This window comes from Leptotrichia sp. (assembly GCF_057270615.1).
This window is the reverse complement of record NZ_DBHIXN010000041.1, coordinates 1-18,221: the sequence shown is the minus strand read 5'-3', so window position 1 is coordinate 18,221 and position 18,221 is coordinate 1. Positions and strand designations below refer to the sequence as shown.

Annotated in this window: 12 protein-coding genes; 9 read left to right on the top strand and 3 right to left on the bottom strand. The window is 29.3% G+C overall.

All coding sequences use genetic code 11. The features are described 5' to 3' along the window. The 6 genes from clpB to ACO409_RS07825 all read left to right on the top strand — a co-directional run. The coding region (gene clpB, locus ACO409_RS07850; protein ID WP_485556231.1) for an ATP-dependent chaperone ClpB at window positions 1–2,571 on the top strand (2,571 nt) is incomplete at its 5' end. Window positions 2,572–2,813: 242 nt separating this feature from the next. Then, window positions 2,814–3,794 (top strand): Gfo/Idh/MocA family protein, encoded by a 981-nt coding sequence (locus tag ACO409_RS07845; protein ID WP_485556230.1) that lies wholly within the window; start codon window positions 2,814–2,816, stop codon window positions 3,792–3,794. A 395-nt stretch (window positions 3,795–4,189) separates the two neighbouring features. After that, the gene (locus ACO409_RS07840; RefSeq protein WP_485556229.1) at window positions 4,190–5,650 is read left to right on the top strand and encodes a glycoside hydrolase family 32 protein; all 1,461 of its coding nucleotides are present in this window, start codon (window positions 4,190–4,192) and stop codon (window positions 5,648–5,650) included. A gap of 29 nt (window positions 5,651–5,679) precedes the next feature. Then, window positions 5,680–7,032 (top strand): 16S rRNA (cytosine(967)-C(5))-methyltransferase RsmB, encoded by a 1,353-nt coding sequence (gene rsmB / locus ACO409_RS07835; protein WP_485556228.1) that lies wholly within the window; start codon window positions 5,680–5,682, stop codon window positions 7,030–7,032. 241 nt (window positions 7,033–7,273) lie between these two features. Then, window positions 7,274–9,037, top strand: a complete 1,764-nt coding sequence (locus ACO409_RS07830) for an NUDIX domain-containing protein (RefSeq protein WP_485556227.1) — start codon at window positions 7,274–7,276, stop codon at window positions 9,035–9,037. Window positions 9,038–9,056: 19 nt separating this feature from the next. After that, on the top strand, window positions 9,057–9,761 hold the full coding sequence (locus tag ACO409_RS07825) for a M48 family metallopeptidase (RefSeq protein WP_485556226.1): 705 nt from the start codon (window positions 9,057–9,059) through the stop codon (window positions 9,759–9,761). A 176-nt stretch (window positions 9,762–9,937) separates the two neighbouring features. On the opposite strand, the gene ACO409_RS07820 is transcribed toward ACO409_RS07825, so the two are convergent. Further along, on the bottom strand, window positions 9,938–10,324 hold the full coding sequence (locus ACO409_RS07820; protein ID WP_485556225.1) for a carbonic anhydrase: 387 nt from the start codon (window positions 10,322–10,324) through the stop codon (window positions 9,938–9,940). Window positions 10,325–10,625: 301 nt separating this feature from the next. On the opposite strand from ACO409_RS07820, the gene carA reads away from it, so the two are divergent. Further along, on the top strand, window positions 10,626–11,708 hold the full coding sequence (gene carA / locus ACO409_RS07815; RefSeq protein ID WP_485556224.1) for a glutamine-hydrolyzing carbamoyl-phosphate synthase small subunit: 1,083 nt from the start codon (window positions 10,626–10,628) through the stop codon (window positions 11,706–11,708). A gap of 130 nt (window positions 11,709–11,838) precedes the next feature. After that, on the top strand, window positions 11,839–15,021 hold the full coding sequence (carB, locus tag ACO409_RS07810; protein ID WP_485556223.1) for a carbamoyl-phosphate synthase large subunit: 3,183 nt from the start codon (window positions 11,839–11,841) through the stop codon (window positions 15,019–15,021). Between the two features lie 144 nt (window positions 15,022–15,165). Here the strand turns inward: carB and ACO409_RS07805 are convergent, their stop codons facing one another. After that, window positions 15,166–15,639: a GNAT family N-acetyltransferase gene (locus ACO409_RS07805; protein ID WP_485556222.1), complete on the bottom strand. Its 474-nt coding sequence runs from the start codon at window positions 15,637–15,639 to the stop codon at window positions 15,166–15,168. Window positions 15,640–15,847: 208 nt separating this feature from the next. Continuing rightward, window positions 15,848–17,227 carry an argininosuccinate lyase gene (argH, locus tag ACO409_RS07800; protein ID WP_485556221.1) on the bottom strand — a complete coding sequence of 460 codons (1,380 nt, stop codon included), beginning with the start codon at window positions 17,225–17,227 and terminating at the stop codon, window positions 15,848–15,850. Between the two features lie 261 nt (window positions 17,228–17,488). Between argH and ACO409_RS07795 the strand changes: the two genes are divergently transcribed. Further along, the coding region (locus tag ACO409_RS07795; protein ID WP_485556220.1) for an AAA family ATPase at window positions 17,489–18,221 on the top strand (733 nt) is incomplete at its 3' end.

The window sequence follows — 18,221 nt, the reverse complement described above, 5'->3', positions numbered from 1 at the left end:
ATGGAACAAAACTTTACGCAAAAAAGTATGAGTGCCATCTCGGAAGCTCATAACTTTGCGATTAGATATAAACATTCCGAGATAAAAACAGAGCATTTACTTCTTGCTTTGATTAATCAAATGGATGGACTTATTCCTAACATTCTACAAAAGATGGGAATTAATCCTGCCGAATTGACTAAAAAGCTTGAAGCGAAATTAAATAGTATGCCAAAAATTGAAGGTGGAGTTGGTGAAGCAAGACCGAACGCTGAAGTTAATCGAATAATTGTCGGTGCTGAAGATTATGCTAAAAAGATGGGTGACAGCTACATTAGTACAGAGCACTTATTTCTTGCGGCATTTGATAACAACTCTTTCTTGAAGGAAAATGGCGTTAATAAAAAACAATTTGAAAATGTTTTAAATGAGGTTAGAGGAGGAAGAAAAATTATGACAGACAACCCTGAAAGTACTTACGAAGCATTAGATAAGTTTGGTAAGGATTTGGTTGAGTTGGCGAGAAAAGGTAAATTGGACCCAATAATTGGTCGTGACCAGGAAATTCGTCGTGCAATCCAAATTTTATCAAGAAGAAATAAAAATAATCCGATTTTAATTGGGGAACCTGGTGTTGGTAAAACTGCTATCGCTGAAGGAATTGCTCAGAGAATCTTGAAAGGAGATGTACCTGAAAACTTGAAGGATAAAACAATCTTTTCATTAGATTTAGGAGCGTTGGTAGCTGGTGCTAAATATCGTGGGGAATTTGAAGAAAGATTAAAAGCGGTTCTTGAAGAAATTGAAAATAGTGAAGGTAGAATAATTTTATTCATTGATGAAGTTCATAACATCGTTGGAGCTGGAAAAACTGAAGGTTCAATGGATGCTGGAAACCTTTTAAAGCCAATGCTTGCTCGTGGTGAAGTAAAAGTAATTGGTGCGACAACAATTGATGAATATAGAAAATATATTGAAAAAGATGCGGCTCTTGAAAGAAGATTCCAACCTGTAATGGTTAATGAGCCAACCATTGAAGATACAATTTCAATTCTTCGTGGATTGAAGGAAAAATTTGAAATCTTCCATGGAATTAGAATAACTGACAATGCGATAGTTACTGCTGCAACAATGAGTGACAGATATATTAATGATAGATTTTTGCCAGATAAAGCGATTGACTTAATTGATGAAGCTGCTGCGAAGGTAAAAACTGAAATTAATTCGATGCCAGTTGAATTGGATGAAATTACAAGAAGATTAATGCAATTGGAAATTGAAAAAGTTGCGTTGAGTAAAGAAACTGACAAGGCTTCTAAAGAAAGATTGACTACTCTTGAAAAAGAAATTGCTGATTTAAAGGATGAAGAAAAAGAATTGAAATCACAATGGGAAAGAGAAAAACAGGAAGCTGGAAAAGTTGCTAAAATTAATGAAGAAATTGAAAAAATTAAATTACAAATTGAAGAAGCTCAAAGAAAAAATGACTATAATAAATTGGCTGAACTTCAATATGGTAAATTGCCAGAATTAAAAAAACAAAAAGAAGCTGAAGAAGAAAAAGCAAAAGATAATTCTTCTGTTGCAAATAAATTATTGAAACAAGAAATTGACAGTGAAGAAATTGCTGAAGTTGTTGGAAAATGGACAGGAATTCCAGTTGCAAAATTGTTGCAAGGAGAAAGAGAAAAAATCTTACACTTGGCTGAACATATGATGAAAAGAGTAATTGGACAAGATGATGCAATTAAAACTATTAGCGATACAATCATTCGTTCTCGTGCTGGATTAAAAGATCCAAACAGACCAATCGGTTCGTTCATATTCTTAGGACCTACTGGTGTTGGTAAAACTTATTTGACTAAGACATTAGCATTTAACTTGTTTGATGATGAAGACAATATTGTAAGAATTGATATGTCGGAATATATGGATAAATTCAGCGTCACTAGATTAATAGGAGCACCTCCAGGATATGTTGGATATGAAGAAGGTGGACAATTAACAGAAGCTGTCAGAAGAAAACCTTATTCTGTAATCCTATTTGATGAAATTGAAAAAGCACATCCTGATGTATTTAATGTATTATTACAATTATTAGACGACGGTAGACTTACTGACGGTAAAGGTAAAATCGTTGACTTCAAAAACACAATTGTAATTATGACATCAAATATCGGTAGTGAAATCATCTTGAATGACCCAATGGTAAGCGAACCTACAAAAGAAGCCGTTTTAGATGAAATGAAACATAGATTTAAACCAGAATTCTTAAACAGAATTGACGATATTATCGTGTTTAAAGCATTAGGAAAAGAAAGTGTTAAAAATATTGTTAATCTTATCCTTGAAGGTATTAACGAAAGATTGAAAGAACAATACATCAAAGTTGAATTTACTGACAAAGCATTGGATTTCATCGTAGACGAAGCATACGATCCAGCTTACGGTGCAAGACCATTGAAACGATTTGTGCAAAAGGATATTGAAACTAATTTATCTAAAATGATTTTAGGTGGAGAAGTTCCTGAAAATAGTGTTGTTAAAGTTGATAGCGACGGTAAGGATTTGATTTATAAGGTGGAAAAATAAAATAAGAAAATAATTTTAGATTAGTTTTTTGAAATTAATTCTTAAAAATTGGTTTTCTAAAAATAGAAAAGGAAGTATCAGAAATGGTACTTCTTTTTTACATTTTACTATATTTTATCAAGATTACATTACTCTACAACTTATCAAAAAAATTAAAATACCACAGTTGAATTTTGTAAAATAATAAGATAAAATACAAATAAAGATCATTTGAAGTATATTTTCAAGAAGGAGGATTAATTATGAAAAAAGATTTAAAATGGGCAGTTTTAGGAACAGGAATAATTGCTAATGAAATGGCACAAGCTCTTGAAAAAATGGGTAAAAAGCTTTATGCAGTTGCTAACAGAACTCATGAAAAAGCTGTAGATTTTGCAAAAAAATATGGTGTTGAAAAAGTTTATGATAAAATAGAAGATATGTTTTATGATGATGAAACTGATATTATATACATTACTACGCCTCATAATACGCACATAAAATTTATGATTGAAGCATTGAAAAATGGAAAACATGTGTTATGTGAAAAATCAATTACATTAAATAATGAAGAATTGGAAGAAGCTGTAAAATTGGCAAAAGAAAAAAATCTTATCTTAGGTGAAGCAATGACAATTTTCAATATGCCACTTTATGCTGAACTTTTGGAAATTGTAAATTCTGGAAAACTTGGCGATGTGAAAATGATACAAGTTAATTTTGGAAGTTACAAGGAATATGATATGACAAACAGATTTTTCAATAGAAATCTTGCAGGAGGAGCGTTACTTGATATAGGTGTTTATGCAATTTCAATTACAAGACTATTTATGACTTCAAAACCTAATAATGTGCTTTCTCAAGTGAAATATGCACCAACAGGAGTGGACGAACAAGTAGGTATAATTATGATGAATAAAGAACAACAAATGTCAACAATCGCTCTTACACTTCATTCAAAACAACCCAAAAGAGTCGTAATCGCCTGTGAAAAAGCATATATTGAAATCACAGAATATCCAAGAGCTGATAAAGCTAAAATTGTTTATACCGAAACAGGTGAAGTTCAAGAAATTCTATCAGGAACAACAGCAAATGCACTTCAATATGAACTCCAAAATATGGAAGAATCTGTGAAAACTGGAATTAATAAAATGAAACTTGATTACACTGTGGATGTTATGGATATTATGACAAAATTGCGTAAAGAATGGGGAATGACTTATCCTGAAGAGGAAATGTAGAAAAATTTTATTGAGTACTGTGAAGGTGCTCATTTTTTTATTTTTCTAAAAAGTTTTTATGATGATAGTTTTTAATTCTTTATAAAATAGTATTAAATTTTTTTTTAAAAATAAAAGTATTTTTTTGAGTATATTAAAAGCAAGTTATTTTATAATTTTTGCATCATAAATGTTAATAATTTGTTAGAATTAAAGAATTAAATGGAGCAAAAAATTTGGAAAAAGCAATAAAATGTGGTAAAATATAATGAATTTACTATAAAAATTATAAAAGTGAACGCTATAAAAATTAAATAAAGCGGTATTTATGACAAATTAGATAAATTTTAAATTATATTAATAAAAAATTAAATTGTATTTAGATAGATATTGAAAATATGAAAGGTGGATAAAATATGGATTTCAAAGATGTTAAAAAAAATGAAGAACAGTCAGTTTTGGAAAAAAAAGACATTGTGGAAAAGGATTTTTGGCGACAAAAATATCATATTCAAGGAATTGTAGGACTTATTAATGATCCAAATGGATTTTCACAATTTAAAGGGAAATATCATATGTTTTATCAATGGAATCCATTAGGAACAATTCATAAAAACAAAACTTGGGCTCATAGTGTAAGCGAAGATCTTTTACATTGGGAAAGACTCAAAACAGCTTTACGTCCTGATACTTGGTATTCTAAGGATGGAGTCTATTCTGGAAGTGCAATTGCAGATAGTGGAAAACTTTACCTGTTTTATACTGGAAATGTAAAAGATGCAGATGGAAATAGAGAATCTTACCAATGTTTAGCAGTTTCTAGCGATGGAGAGAATTTTGAAAGATGGGAGCCAAGTATTATTAATCAGCCTAGCGGATATACTCGACATATAAGAGATCCCAAAATTTGGAAAAAAGACGGAAAGTTTTATGCAGTAATTGGTATTCAAAGTGAAGATTTGGAAGGAAAGGCAGTTTTATACAGTTCAGAAAACATAAAAGACTGGAAGTTTGAGGGAGAAATTGCAGGAGCAAATCACGGAAAAATTAAAGATTTTGGATTTATGTGGGAATGTCCTGACTATTTTCAGCTAAAAGATGAAAAAACAGGTGAGATTAAGGACTTATTAGTATTTTCACCACAAGGGCTAGAGCCAGAAGGTGATTTGTACAATAATAAATATCAAACAGGATATTTATTTGGAAAATTGGATTATGAAAAGCCTGAATTTGAGATCACATCGGATTTTGTAGAAATTGATAGAGGACATGATTTTTATGCGCCACAATCAATGGAAGATGATAAGGGAAGAAGAATTGTTGTAGGTTGGATGGGAGTTCCTGAAGAAGAGGACTTTCCAACTGTAAAAAATGAATGGCTTCATTGCCTGACTTTGCCAAGAGAATTAAAAGTAATTGATGGAAGACTTTATCAATTGCCAATAAAAGAAATGGAAAGTATACGTGGCGAAAAAATTGAATTTAATGAAAAAGTGGCTGGAGAAGTAAAGGTTGGAACTGGGACAACTTATGAATTAAAAGCTAAATTTAGCAATATTAATTCTAATTGTGGATTGAAGCTAAGAATTGGTAAAAATAGTGAAACTGTTTTAAAATTTGATTACAATGACAAGAAATTTATAGTAGACAGAACAAAAGGTGAACAGACTGATAAAAGACTGCGAAAAGTTTATTTGGGCGATATTTCAGAACTGGAATTTACTGTATTTGTAGATAATTCTTCTGTGGAAGTGTTTATTAATGATGGACAGGAAGTATTTTCATCAAGGATATTTCCTGAAAAAGATGCAGATGGAATAAGTGTGTTTGCTGATAAAGATGTAAATGTAAAAATTGAAAAATGGGAATGGAAATAAAAATAGTTTAAAAACTAGAAGGGAAAAAATTGATAAAGAATAAAAAATTAGCAGAAAAAAAAATGGAAAAAAGCATAAAGCTGGATATTATAGATATTGTAGATGATATTTTGCATGAAAAAAAATATAGCAATATTCAGTTAAATTATTATTTTTCTAAAAAAAATTATACACAAAAGGAAAAGACTTTTGTCAAAAATCTTGTGAATACTGTAATAAAAAATTTGATTTATATCGACTATTTAATTGAAAATGGTACACGGAATGTAAAAAAACGTAAAATAAAACAGCTTTTGAGAATTTCAGTTGCACAGATGTTTTTTATGGAGTCGGATAATGCAGGGGTGATATTTGAAGCTTCCGAAATTGCAAAAATTATAAATGAGCATCAAGTCGGATTTGTAAATGCAACTTTACAGACAATTTTGAAAAATAAGAAGAAATATGACAACAATATTCCTATAGATAAAAGGGAAAGCATCATTTTATCTTATCCTCAGTGGTTTGTAAATAAACTTAAAATTGATTATCCAGACAGTTATTTAGAAATAATGAAATCTTATAAAAAAAGAAGCTATTTATCAGTTAGATTTGATAAGAATAAAATTACGAGAGAAAAATTTGAAAAAGCGTTAAAAGAAATTAAAACAGATATTTTATTTTCTGTTGGCGAGGTTTATTACTTGTCAAATGCGAACATTTTTGATACAAAAATTTATAAAAATGGAGATATTGTGATTCAGGATGCATCGTCTTATTTGGCTGTGAGAAATTTAGACGTAAAAAATGGAGAAACTGTGCTTGATGCCTGTGCTGCTCCTGGTGGAAAATCTCTTGCGGCACTACAGCTGTTTAATCCTAAAAAATTAATTTCTACAGATATTCGCGAACATAAGGTAAAATTACTAAAAAAACTAAAAAATAAATATGGCTACAATAATTTTGAAGTAAAATTAAACGATGCTGCACAAATTGATAATTTAGACACGGTGTTTGATAAAATACTTTTGGATATGCCATGCAGCGGGCTTGGAGTTATTCGGAAAAAGCCTGAAAAAATATATGATTTGACTGCAAATGATATAAAAAATTTAAAAAAACTTCAGAAAAAAATATTTGAAAGTGCATATAAATGCTTAAAAAGTGGAGGAGAAATAGTCTATAGCACTTGTACTTTTTCTAAGAATGAAAACACAAATAATATTCGGTATTTTTTGGAAAAATATAAGGATTTGGAAATTTTAGATTTGGAAATTCCAGAAAATGTTGAAATTATAAAAGATGAAGTTGGTGGAGCTTATATTTCATATAAAAATGAATATATGGACGGATTTTATATTGCAAAATTAAAAAAAATATTAGATTTACTTGATAATCAGTAATTTGAGAGTATGGTCAAGCAAATAGTTATTTGGCAAGGGGTTAGATCCCCTTGTTATTGTGTAAATTTATATTAAACTTGTTTGGAAGCTATATGTATTTAAGATTTGAGAAAATAAAAAAATTTGGGTTATCGAATAGGTCTATTATTAAGAATGAAATTTTTAGAAAAATAGTTTTAATTTTGAATTAAAATATAAAAAATGGTTAGACTAACAAAATAATTGAAAGGACGTATTTGGAATGCGATTTGATCTGGATAATGATGTAAAATTCATATTAGAACAATTAAATAAAAATGGAAAAGGATTTATTGTTGGAGGGGCAATTAGAGATAGAATTCTAAATAGGGATCCAGGAGATTATGATTTTGCGACTGACATAGAATATTCAGAATTAAAGAGAATTTTTGCAAATTACAGTCCAAAGGAAGTAGGAGCACATTTTGGAATTCTTATGATAAAAGTCAATGGAAAAAGTTATGAGATAGCAAAATTTCGTAAAGAAACTGGAATTTATAACAGCCGTTATCCTAAAGAAATTAAATTTGTAAAAACAATCGAGGAAGATTTGGCAAGACGTGATTTTACAATAAATTCGCTGGCTTACAGCAAGCAGACTGGAATAGTTGATTTATACGGAGGAATGCAGGATATTCGGCAGAAAGTAATAAGATTTGTAGGAAAGCCTAAATTAAGGATAGAAGAAGATGCACTTAGGATTTTACGGGCTTTTAGGTTTGTCTCAAAGTTAGGATTTAATCTAGATAAAAAAACAGCAGAAGCTATTTATAAAAAAAGGAAATTTTTACTAAAAATATCAAAGGAAAGAGTATTTGATGAATTAAGTAAAATTTTAATGGGACATTTTGTGAAAAAAGCATTTATTGAAATGAAAAAATTAAAAGTACTTGAAATGTTGATTCCAGAGTTTCGTTATGCATATAATTTTAATCAAAATAATCCAAATAATCCAGATGACCTGTTTAATCATATAATAAAAGTTATTCATCTTTGCGATTATGATCTTATTACCAGATTTGCTGCACTTTTTCATGATTTGGGAAAAATTAATGTAAAAATTATTGATGCAAAAGGAGTTTTTCATTTTTATGGGCATGAAAAGGAAAGCACGTTAATTGCTGAAGAAGAATTAAGGCAGCTTAGAGTTTCAAATGAATTTACAAATTCAGTAAAAAAAATTGTAAAAAATCATATGCTAATTTATCAGGAAGTTTCAGATAAAACATTAAAAAAATTGATTATTGAAATGGAAGAAAGAAATTTAAAAAGGCTGTTTAATTTGTTCTTGGCTGATTTAAATTCAAAAGGCATAAGGACTCGCTCAGAAAATAATCAAATCTTGCAAAATTTTAAAAACAAAATTGAAAATATAAAAAAACAAGGTAAAGTACCACAATTTAATGATCTGGATATAACAGGAATTGATTTGATAAATCTTAAATTTAGTAATCGAGAAATTGGAGAAGTAAAAAATAGACTTTATGAACTTGTTCTTGGAGATGAAATTATAAATGAAAAGGAAGAGCTGTTAAAATATATTGTAAAGTACTATAATTTAAAAAATGATTTTAAATATGAAAATTCTTGTGGAGCGATTGTATTTAATGAAAATACAGAAAAAATTTTGCTTGTAAAAATGCACAATGGGAACTGGGGATTTCCAAAAGGTCATATTGAAAATAACGAGACTAAAGAGCAGACAGCGATTCGTGAAGTTTTTGAGGAAACAGGTGTAAATGTAAAAATTATTCCAAATTTTGAGCATTTGATAAAATATATTCCAAATGAAAAAACTATTAAAAGAGTTACAATTTTTGCTGGAATTACTCAAGATGAGAATGTTAAAATTGATACTTCTGAAATTGAAGATTTCCAATGGTGCACTTATGAAGAGGCTTTAAAACTTACAACTTACAAGCTGCAAAAAGATGTTTTGGAAAATGCGAGGAAAGTATTTGTTAATTCCAAAATAATAAAAAAATAGGAAATGAATAGAGTGAAAAATGGATAAAGAGAGAATTTTAGGATATGAGATTCATCGGAAAAAAGTAAAAAATATAAATTTACGAATAAAACCTAATATGGAGGTTTATATTTCTGTTCCAATGAAATTACATCGTGATTATATTGAAAATTTTATTCGTTCTAAAGAGGAGTGGATAAAAAGTGTATTAAAAAAAATCGAGAACGTAAAAGAAAAACAAAAAGCCTTTGAATATAAGACTGGAGAAATTCATAAATTTTTAGGAAAAGAATATGATTTAGTTGTAAAAACAGGTAATTTTAATGGTGTGAGCTTAAAAAATAATATCATGCCAAATAAAATAGTTTTAACTGTAAATAAAAATATTTTTGAAAATTTTGATGAAAAGAAAAAAATTATGGGAAAATGGTATTTTGAAAATGCTAAAAAAATATTTTTTAAATTTATGGAAAAGTGGCTGGAAATATTGGATGAAGATATAGAAAAGCTAACAATAAAGCCAATGAAGACTAGATGGGGTTCATGCAATTATAAAAAAAAATATATAAACCTTAATACAGAGCTTATAAAAAGAACATCTTTTGAGATAGAATATGTAATTTTGCATGAACTGACACATTTAAAATATCCAAATCACGGAAAAAGTTTTTATAATTATATAGAAAAATATATGCCCAATTATAAAGATGCTGAAAAGATGTTAAATGCTAAACATTATTATTGATTTTATTTCTAAATTTTTATTTATATATAATAAAATACATCTAAAACCGAACTTCTAAGTTTTAGATGATTTTTAATATAATTTTATTTTTTATTTTAGCAAAGGGATTTTTACCCCTTGCTTTATATTTATTTTGTTAATATTCTAAAGATTTGTATATTTTTGCAGTAAATGTATTAATTGCCTGCATTATAATTAGACAAAATTTCAATTTTTCCATTTTCATAAACAAAAAGCCCTGTTACAGCTTTATGAGGCAAATTGAGATGAATTTTCTTAGCAGCTTCACAAACATATCCTTTTTGAATTTCATCACTAGTCTGACATCCGGCACAGTCACCATGACCTGCTACAAAAATATGGCTAGACTTATGCTTGTCAACTGAAACTAGTACAACCTTATCTTCAATGCTTTTTAAGTAATCTTTATTATTAGCAATTTTGTTTACAATTCCTGCATCAGTAATAGTATCAACAAAATCATATTTGTAATTATTTCTAATATATTCATTAAGGACATTGACAAATCTTCCGTCCATACAGCAAACTAAAGTACAAAACATAATTTCCTCCTTTAATTCAAATAATATGTAATTTTTTAATTAATACAATTTTAAAGATGTTGAGATTATAACATATTTTTCAATAAAAATCAAAATTTTTACTTTAAATTAAAAAATAATTTTGTTATGTTATTGCTAAAACTTGAAAAATATAGTATAATTATGAGATTAGAGATATTAGCATAACTTTTTAGCTTGACTTTTAAGTAATTTTACTATATCACAAATCATACATATTAATGGCATTTAAACAAATAAAAAATGGATTAAATCATTATAAAATTTTAGGGAGGTAGTATTTATGTACACATTAGATAAGCAGCTTGTTTTGGAAGATGGCAGCGTGTATAAGGGATATGGATTTGGAGCAGATGTGGAAATGGCTGGAGAAGTTGTTTTCAATACTGCAATGACTGGTTACCAGGAAACTATTTCAGATCCATCATATAATGGGCAAATTATTACATTTACTTACCCATTAATTGGAAATTATGGGATAAATAGGGATGATTATGAAACTATCAATCCAAGTATTAAAGGAATTATAACTCGTGAAATATGTAGAAAGCCTTCTAATTTTAGAAATGAATTTACATTGGATGAAGTTTTGAAAGACTTAAATATTCCGGGAATTTCAGGGATTGATACACGTAGTTTGACAAAGAAAATAAGAGAACACGGAACAATTAAGGGAATTATCGTAAGTGCAGATAAAGATCCGAAAGAAGTTGTAGAAAATCTGAAAAGTAATTCATTGCCAACCAATCAGATTGAACAAGTGTCGACAAAAAAGGCATTTCTTTCTTCTGGAAGAGGTATGAGAGTTGTATTGCTTGACCTAGGAATGAAGTCAGGAATTATGAGAGAGCTTAATTCAAGAGATTGTGATATTGTTGTAATGCCTCATAATGCAACAGCTAAAGAGATTTTAAGACAAAAGCCTGATGGAATAATGTTAAGTAATGGGCCTGGAGATCCGACAGATGTCCCAGAAACAATTGCTACATTAAAAGAATTAATAGGCAAAGTTCCAATTTTTGGAATTTGTATGGGTCATCAGCTAATTTCGCTTGCATGTGGAGCCAAGACATATAAATTATTATTTGGACATCGTGGAGCAAATCAGCCAGTATTAAACTTGCAGACAGGAAAAATTGACATTACAGCACAAAATCATGGATTTGCAGTAGATATTGATTCATTAAAAGATACAGATCTGGAATTAACGCATATTGCAGTAAATGATAGAACTTGTGAAGGTGTAAGACATAAAAAATATCCAGTATTTTCAGTGCAATATCACCCAGAGGCTTCACCGGGGCCACACGATCCGAATTATTTGTTTGACATATTTATTGAAAATATGAAAAAAAATCGAAATTAGTAGTTTTAACATTAGACTTGTTTCAAAACTATATATTTTAGAATTTAATAAAAAAATTAGGTTGTCGAACATATCTATATAAATAAAAATACGAACAAAAATAATAAAATAACTAAAGGAGATGTAAAAAATGCCTAAACGAAAAGATATAGAAACGATTTTAGTGATAGGATCAGGTCCAATAATTATTGGACAGGCTGCTGAATTTGATTACGCAGGGACACAGGCCTGCCTTTCATTGCGAGAAGAAGGATACAAAGTCATTCTTGTAAATTCTAATCCCGCTACTATTATGACAGATAAAGAAATTGCAGATAAAGTATATATTGAGCCATTGACTGTTGAATTTGTGTCAAAGATTATAAGAAAAGAACGACCAGATGCATTGCTTCCTACTCTTGGAGGACAGGTTGGTTTAAATTTGGCTGTGGAATTGCATAAATCTGGAGTGCTGAGAGAATGTAAAGTAGAACTTCTTGGAACTAAACTTGATTCTATAAAGCAAGCTGAAGACAGAGAATTATTTAGAAATCTGATGAATGAACTGGGAGAACCTGTACCTGAATCAGATATTATTCATAATTTGGAAGAGGCACGTAGATTCGTTGGAGAAATTGGATATCCTGTAATTGTAAGACCTGCGTTTACAATGGGAGGTACTGGTGGTGGAATTTGCCACAATGACGAAGAGCTAGAAGAAATTGTTACAAGCGGACTTAGATATTCTCCAGTAACTCAATGCCTATTAGAAAAATCAATTGCAGGATATAAGGAAATTGAATATGAAGTAATGCGTGACAGTAATGATACGGCGATTGTTGTCTGCAATATGGAAAATATTGATCCAGTTGGGATTCATACTGGAGATTCGATTGTAGTTGCACCATCGCAAACATTGACAGATAGGGAATATCATATGTTGAGGGATGTTTCACTAAAAATAATAAGAGCATTGAAGATTGAAGGTGGATGTAACGTTCAGTTGGCACTAGACCCATATTCATTTAATTATTATATTATTGAAGTAAATCCTAGAGTGTCACGTTCATCAGCACTTGCTTCAAAAGCGACAGGTTATCCGATTGCAAAAATCGCTGCAAAAATTGCAGTTGGACTTACACTTGATGAAATTATAAATCCTGTTACAAAAAATTCTTATGCCTGCTTTGAGCCTGCACTTGATTATGTTGTAAGTAAAATACCAAGATTTCCATTTGATAAATTTGAAAAGGCAGATAGACATTTAGGAACACAAATGAAGGCTACTGGGGAAGTAATGGCAATCGGTAGAACTTATGAGGAAAGTTTGCTAAAGGCTATTCGTTCACTAGAATATGGAGTTCATCATTTAGGGCTTCCAAATGGGGATGAATTTAATTTAGATTATATTTTGAAAAGAATTCAGAAGGCTGGAGATGAAAGATTGTTTTTCATTGGAGAAGCATTAAGACGAGGAGTTACTCCAAAGCAAATACATGAAATGACAAAAATTGATATGTTTTTCCTTGATAAAATGAAAAATATTATTGATATTGAAGTGGAATTAAAAGCGAATGTTAATAATCCAGATGTACTTCTTTTTGCTAAAAGATACGGATTTTCAGATAAAGTTATTGCACATCGTTGGAATACGACAGAAGATGAAGTTTATAAACTTCGTGAAGAATATAATATCAAGCCTGTGTTTAAAATGGTTGATACCTGTGCAGCAGAATTTAAATCAGAAACTCCTTATTTTTATTCGACTTATGAACAGGAAAATGAAAGTGTTATTGGAGATAAGAAAAAAATTGTTGTACTTGGTTCAGGGCCCATTAGAATTGGGCAAGGTGTAGAATTTGACTATGCGACAGTTCATGCTGTAAAAGCAATAAAAGAATCTGGACACGAAGCAATTATTATAAATAATAATCCAGAAACAGTTTCTACAGATTTTTCAATTTCTGATAAACTTTATTTTGAGCCGCTTACAGAAGAAGATGTTATGGCAATAATCGAACTTGAGCAGCCTGAAGGTGTTGTTGTTCAGTTTGGTGGGCAAACTGCAATTAATTTAGCTGAAAAATTGTCAAAACATGGTGTAAAAATATTAGGAACAGCACTTGAAGAAATTGACAATGCAGAAAATCGTGATAAATTTGAAATATTGCTGCATAAGTTAAATATTCCTCAACCATTAGGAAAAACTGCATTTGATACAGAAACAGCTGTAAAAAATGCTTCAGAAATTGGATATCCAGTTTTAGTACGTCCATCTTATGTTTTAGGTGGAAGAGCAATGGAAATTGTGTATCGTGAAGAAGAACTTAGACAATATATGGAAAATGCGGTAAAAGTATCGCCTGATCATCCAGTATTGACTGATAGATATTTAGTTGGAAAAGAAATAGAAGTAGATGCGATTTGTGATGGGGAAACAGTTGTAATTCCTGGAATTATGGAGCATATCGAAAGAGCTGGAGTCCATTCTGGAGATTCTATTGCTGTTTATCCTCCACAAAATATTACTGAACCACAAAAACGTACATTGATTGATTATACAGTTAGGCTTGCAAAAGGACTTAATATTATTGGGCTTTTAAATATTCAGTATGTAATTAGTGAAGGGAAAGTTTATGTGTTGGAAGTAAATCCAAGAAGCTCTAGAACAGTTCCGTTTTTAAGTAAAATTACAGGAGTTCCAATGGCAAATCTTGCTATGAAAGGAATACTTGGAGAATCGTTAAAAAGCAAAGGATATGAAACTGGATTAATTGAAGAAAGTAAAAAGGTGTATACAAAAGTTCCTGTATTCAGTTTCCAAAAATTAAAAGATGTCGATACAACATTAGGACCTGAAATGAAATCAACTGGAGAAGTTATGGGAAGTGATGAAAATCTTGAAAAATCACTTTATAAAGGTCTTGTTTCAGCAGGAATAAAAGTTAAAGATCAAGGAAGTGTATTGTTTACAATTAGTGGAACAGCCAAAGAAGAAGCATATAACTTGGCTAAAAGATTTTCTGATTTGGGATACCATATAATGGCTACTAAAGGTACTGCAAAGTATTTTGAGGATAAAGGGTTACGTGTAGAAACTGTTGGAAAAATTGAAGAAGAAGGATATGAACATGACGTTTTAGGACTGATTTATAAAGGTCTTGTTGATATGGTAATAAATACAGCAGCTAAAAAGAAAACTGCTAGAAACGATGGATTTAAAATTAGACGTGCTGCAAGTGAACAGGAAATTGCTTGTCTTACTTCGCTTGACACAACAGATGCTCTACTAAAAGTTTTGGAATCTATTTCATTTAATGTAAATTCAATATAAATTTGACATTGATATGAATGATAAAAATTTATGATTTTTTAAAGAATAGAATAGTTTGATAAGTTTAAAGAGGCGTTAGCCTCTTTTTGATTATTATTATTTTTTTTAATTATTGAAAAGGATCAAAATACTTTGTAGAGAGAATTATAAAATTTCTTCAAAAATATATTTTTGAATTTTCATTCCTAGCTTTTCATAAAATTTTACAGCTCCAGCATTGTCAGCCCAAGCATCCAATGTCAAATTATAACATCCTTCTTTTTTCGCAAAATCTAGTACAAAATCATAAAGTTTTTTTCCAATATTTTGTCCACGTGAACTTTCATCGACACAAAGATCATCAATAAATAATGTTTTTATATCAGTCAGCACATTGTGATTTATTTGCTGTTTAAAAATACAGAAAATATAGCCAATTACGTTGTCATTTTTATCTATTGCTACAAATATTGGCTTATTAGGATCATTTAACATTTGTGTAAGTTCCTGAATGTTATATTTTTTACCAGTTGCTTTGAAAATATCTGGACGGACTTTATGATGAACTAATAAAATTTGTTCTAGCAGATTTTCTATTTTGGGAATATCTTTTTCTTGGGCTGGTCTAATTTCCTTCATTGTGCAAATTTTCCTTTCTATAGTATTATCAAATAATTTTTTTTGCTATAAATGAATAATTTTTTTGAAATTTTTATCTAATACTAAATCCCATTTAAAAAATAGAAATTATATTTTATTTATTTTTTTATGGCAAAGGATCGAGACCTCTTGTTAAATAGATTTTATAATAAATCTATTGCTTTAATGGGAAATAGTATATAATTAACTAAAGAGCTTGTAAAAATTTTTTTCCATTTTCAATTTGCATTTCGACATTTTTTATTGAAGTTCCACCAAAGGAATTTCTTTTATTTACACAATTTTCAATTGTGATTTCAGAAAGAATGTCATCTTTGAAAATATCTGAAAACTTGTGAAATTCTTCAAGTTTCATATCGTCAATTGCAATTTTTTTATCTTCGCAGTAAGATACAATTTCTCCAACAATTTTATGAGCTTGTCTAAATGGAACGTTGTGCTTTGCCAAATAATCAGCTACATCTGTTGCATTTAGAAAACCAGATTTCATTGAAGCATAAATTTTTTCATTATTTACTGTAAGTGTATTAAGCATTGAGTAAAAAATTTCAATTGATAATTTAATATTGTCAATCGAATCAAAAATTCCTTCTTTATCTTCTTGCATATCTTTATTGTAGGCTAGTGGAAGTGCTTTCATTGTAGTCAAGATTCCCATAAGATTTCCATAAATTCTACCTGTTTTTCCTCTTACAAGCTCTGCAATGTCAGGATTTTTTTTCTGTGGCATAATTGAAGATCCAGTTGCAAAGGCATCATCAAGATTTATAAAAGAAAATTCAGAAGTGCACCAAATAATAATTTCTTCTGAAAATCTTGACAAATGCATTGAAATTACAGAAATAATCATCGCAAGTTCAATTATAAAATCCCTGTCGCTTACAGAATCTAAGCTATTTTCAGTTGGTTTTGAAAATCCAAGCTCTTTTGCAACAAAATGTCTGTCTAAGTCAAAAGTAGTTCCAGCCAAAGCTCCTGCTCCAAGTGGCATTTCATCACTTCTTTCTAAAAAGTCTTCAATTCGTGAAATATCCCTTTTAAACATTTGAAAATAAGCCATCAAGTGATGAGAGAACAAAATAGGTTGAGCCCTTTGTAAATGCGTATATCCTGGAATAATAACATTTTTATATTTTTCAGCAAGTTCCAATAGCACATTTTCCATTTTTATAAGCAATTTTGAAATTTCTCGTGCTTCTTTTCGCACATACATACGTACATCAAGAGCCACTTGATCATTACGGCTTCTAGCAGTATGCAGTTTTCCAGCTACAGACCCAATAATTTGAGTCAGTCTTTTTTCAATCGACATGTGAATGTCTTCATCTTCAATTTTAAATTCAAATTTTCCACTTTGAATCTCTTCTTTTATTTGAAGCAGTCCATTTTCAATTTCCTTTTGCTCGTTTTCTGCAATAATCCCTTGCTTAGCAAGCATTCTGCTGTGTGCAATACTCCCAGTAATATCTTCTTCATACATTCTTTTATCAAAAGTAATAGATGCATTAAATTTTTCTAATAATTTATTAGTTTCCTTATGAAACCGTCCTTCCCACATTTTTTTCATATTTTATTTTTTCCTTTCCAAAGTTGTTATTTTTACTAATATTATAACAAAAAAGAAGAATATTTAAAAGCCTAAAAAAATAAATTTAAATAATTAAAAAATATAAATTTTTGTTTTATTATACAGATATGATATAATTATATAGTAAAACTGAATTCAAAAACTATGGCTAATTACTTAAAACCCTAAGTTTAGATGATTTTAAATAGTTCGATTTTAAATGAGGGTGAGTATATAAAGTAAAAAGGGAGAAAATTGAATATGAAAAATAACAAAAAAGTAAAACTACCAGTTGGAATATCTGATTTTAAGGATGTCATTGAAAATAATTACTATTATTTTGATAAGACAAAATTTATAGAAAATATTTTGGAAGATGGTTCTAAAGTTAAATTATTTACTCGCCCAAGAAGATTCGGAAAGACATTAAATATTTCAATGTTAAAATATTTTTTTAATGTTAAAAATAAATATGAAAATAAAAAGTTATTTGAAAATTTAGAAATTTCTAAAAGTGAATATTTTGAAAAACAAGGGAATTATCCAGTAATTTCTATTTCATTTAGAAATTATGAAGAAGAAAACTGGGAAAATGGATTCAAGGCTATCAAAGGAATTGTAAAAAGATTATATTCAGATTATAAATTTTTAACTGAAAAAATGGATGAGATTGAAATTGAAGAATTTAATTCTGTACGAAGAGGGTTAGATTCAGTAGAATGGGAAGCTTCTTTACTCAATCTGTCAAAATATTTGTACGAATATTATGGAAAAAAGGTGATTGTATTGATTGATGAATATGATCAGCCTATAATAAATTCATATATAAAAGGAAATTATGAAAAAGTTATAAGTTTTTTTAAAAGTTTTTATGGATTAGTTTTAAAAGATAACGAGTACCTTGAAATGGGAGTTATGACTGGAATTTTGAGGGTTGCTAAGGAAAATATTTTTTCTGGGTTGAATAATTTAGAAGTTCATACAATTTTAGATG

Coding starts and splice junctions, on each gene's coding strand:
- ACO409_RS07845 (WP_485556230.1), top strand. CDS start 2,814: ATGAAAAAAGATTTAAAATGGGCAGTTTTAGGAACAGGAATAATTGCT.
- ACO409_RS07840 (WP_485556229.1), top strand. CDS start 4,190: ATGGATTTCAAAGATGTTAAAAAAAATGAAGAACAGTCAGTTTTGGAA.
- ACO409_RS07830 (WP_485556227.1), top strand. CDS start 7,274: ATGCGATTTGATCTGGATAATGATGTAAAATTCATATTAGAACAATTA.
- ACO409_RS07825 (WP_485556226.1), top strand. CDS start 9,057: ATGGATAAAGAGAGAATTTTAGGATATGAGATTCATCGGAAAAAAGTA.
- ACO409_RS07820 (WP_485556225.1), bottom strand. CDS start 10,324: ATGTTTTGTACTTTAGTTTGCTGTATGGACGGAAGATTTGTCAATGTC.
- carA (WP_485556224.1), top strand. CDS start 10,626: ATGTACACATTAGATAAGCAGCTTGTTTTGGAAGATGGCAGCGTGTAT.
- carB (WP_485556223.1), top strand. CDS start 11,839: ATGCCTAAACGAAAAGATATAGAAACGATTTTAGTGATAGGATCAGGT.
- ACO409_RS07805 (WP_485556222.1), bottom strand. CDS start 15,639: ATGAAGGAAATTAGACCAGCCCAAGAAAAAGATATTCCCAAAATAGAA.
- argH (WP_485556221.1), bottom strand. CDS start 17,227: ATGAAAAAAATGTGGGAAGGACGGTTTCATAAGGAAACTAATAAATTA.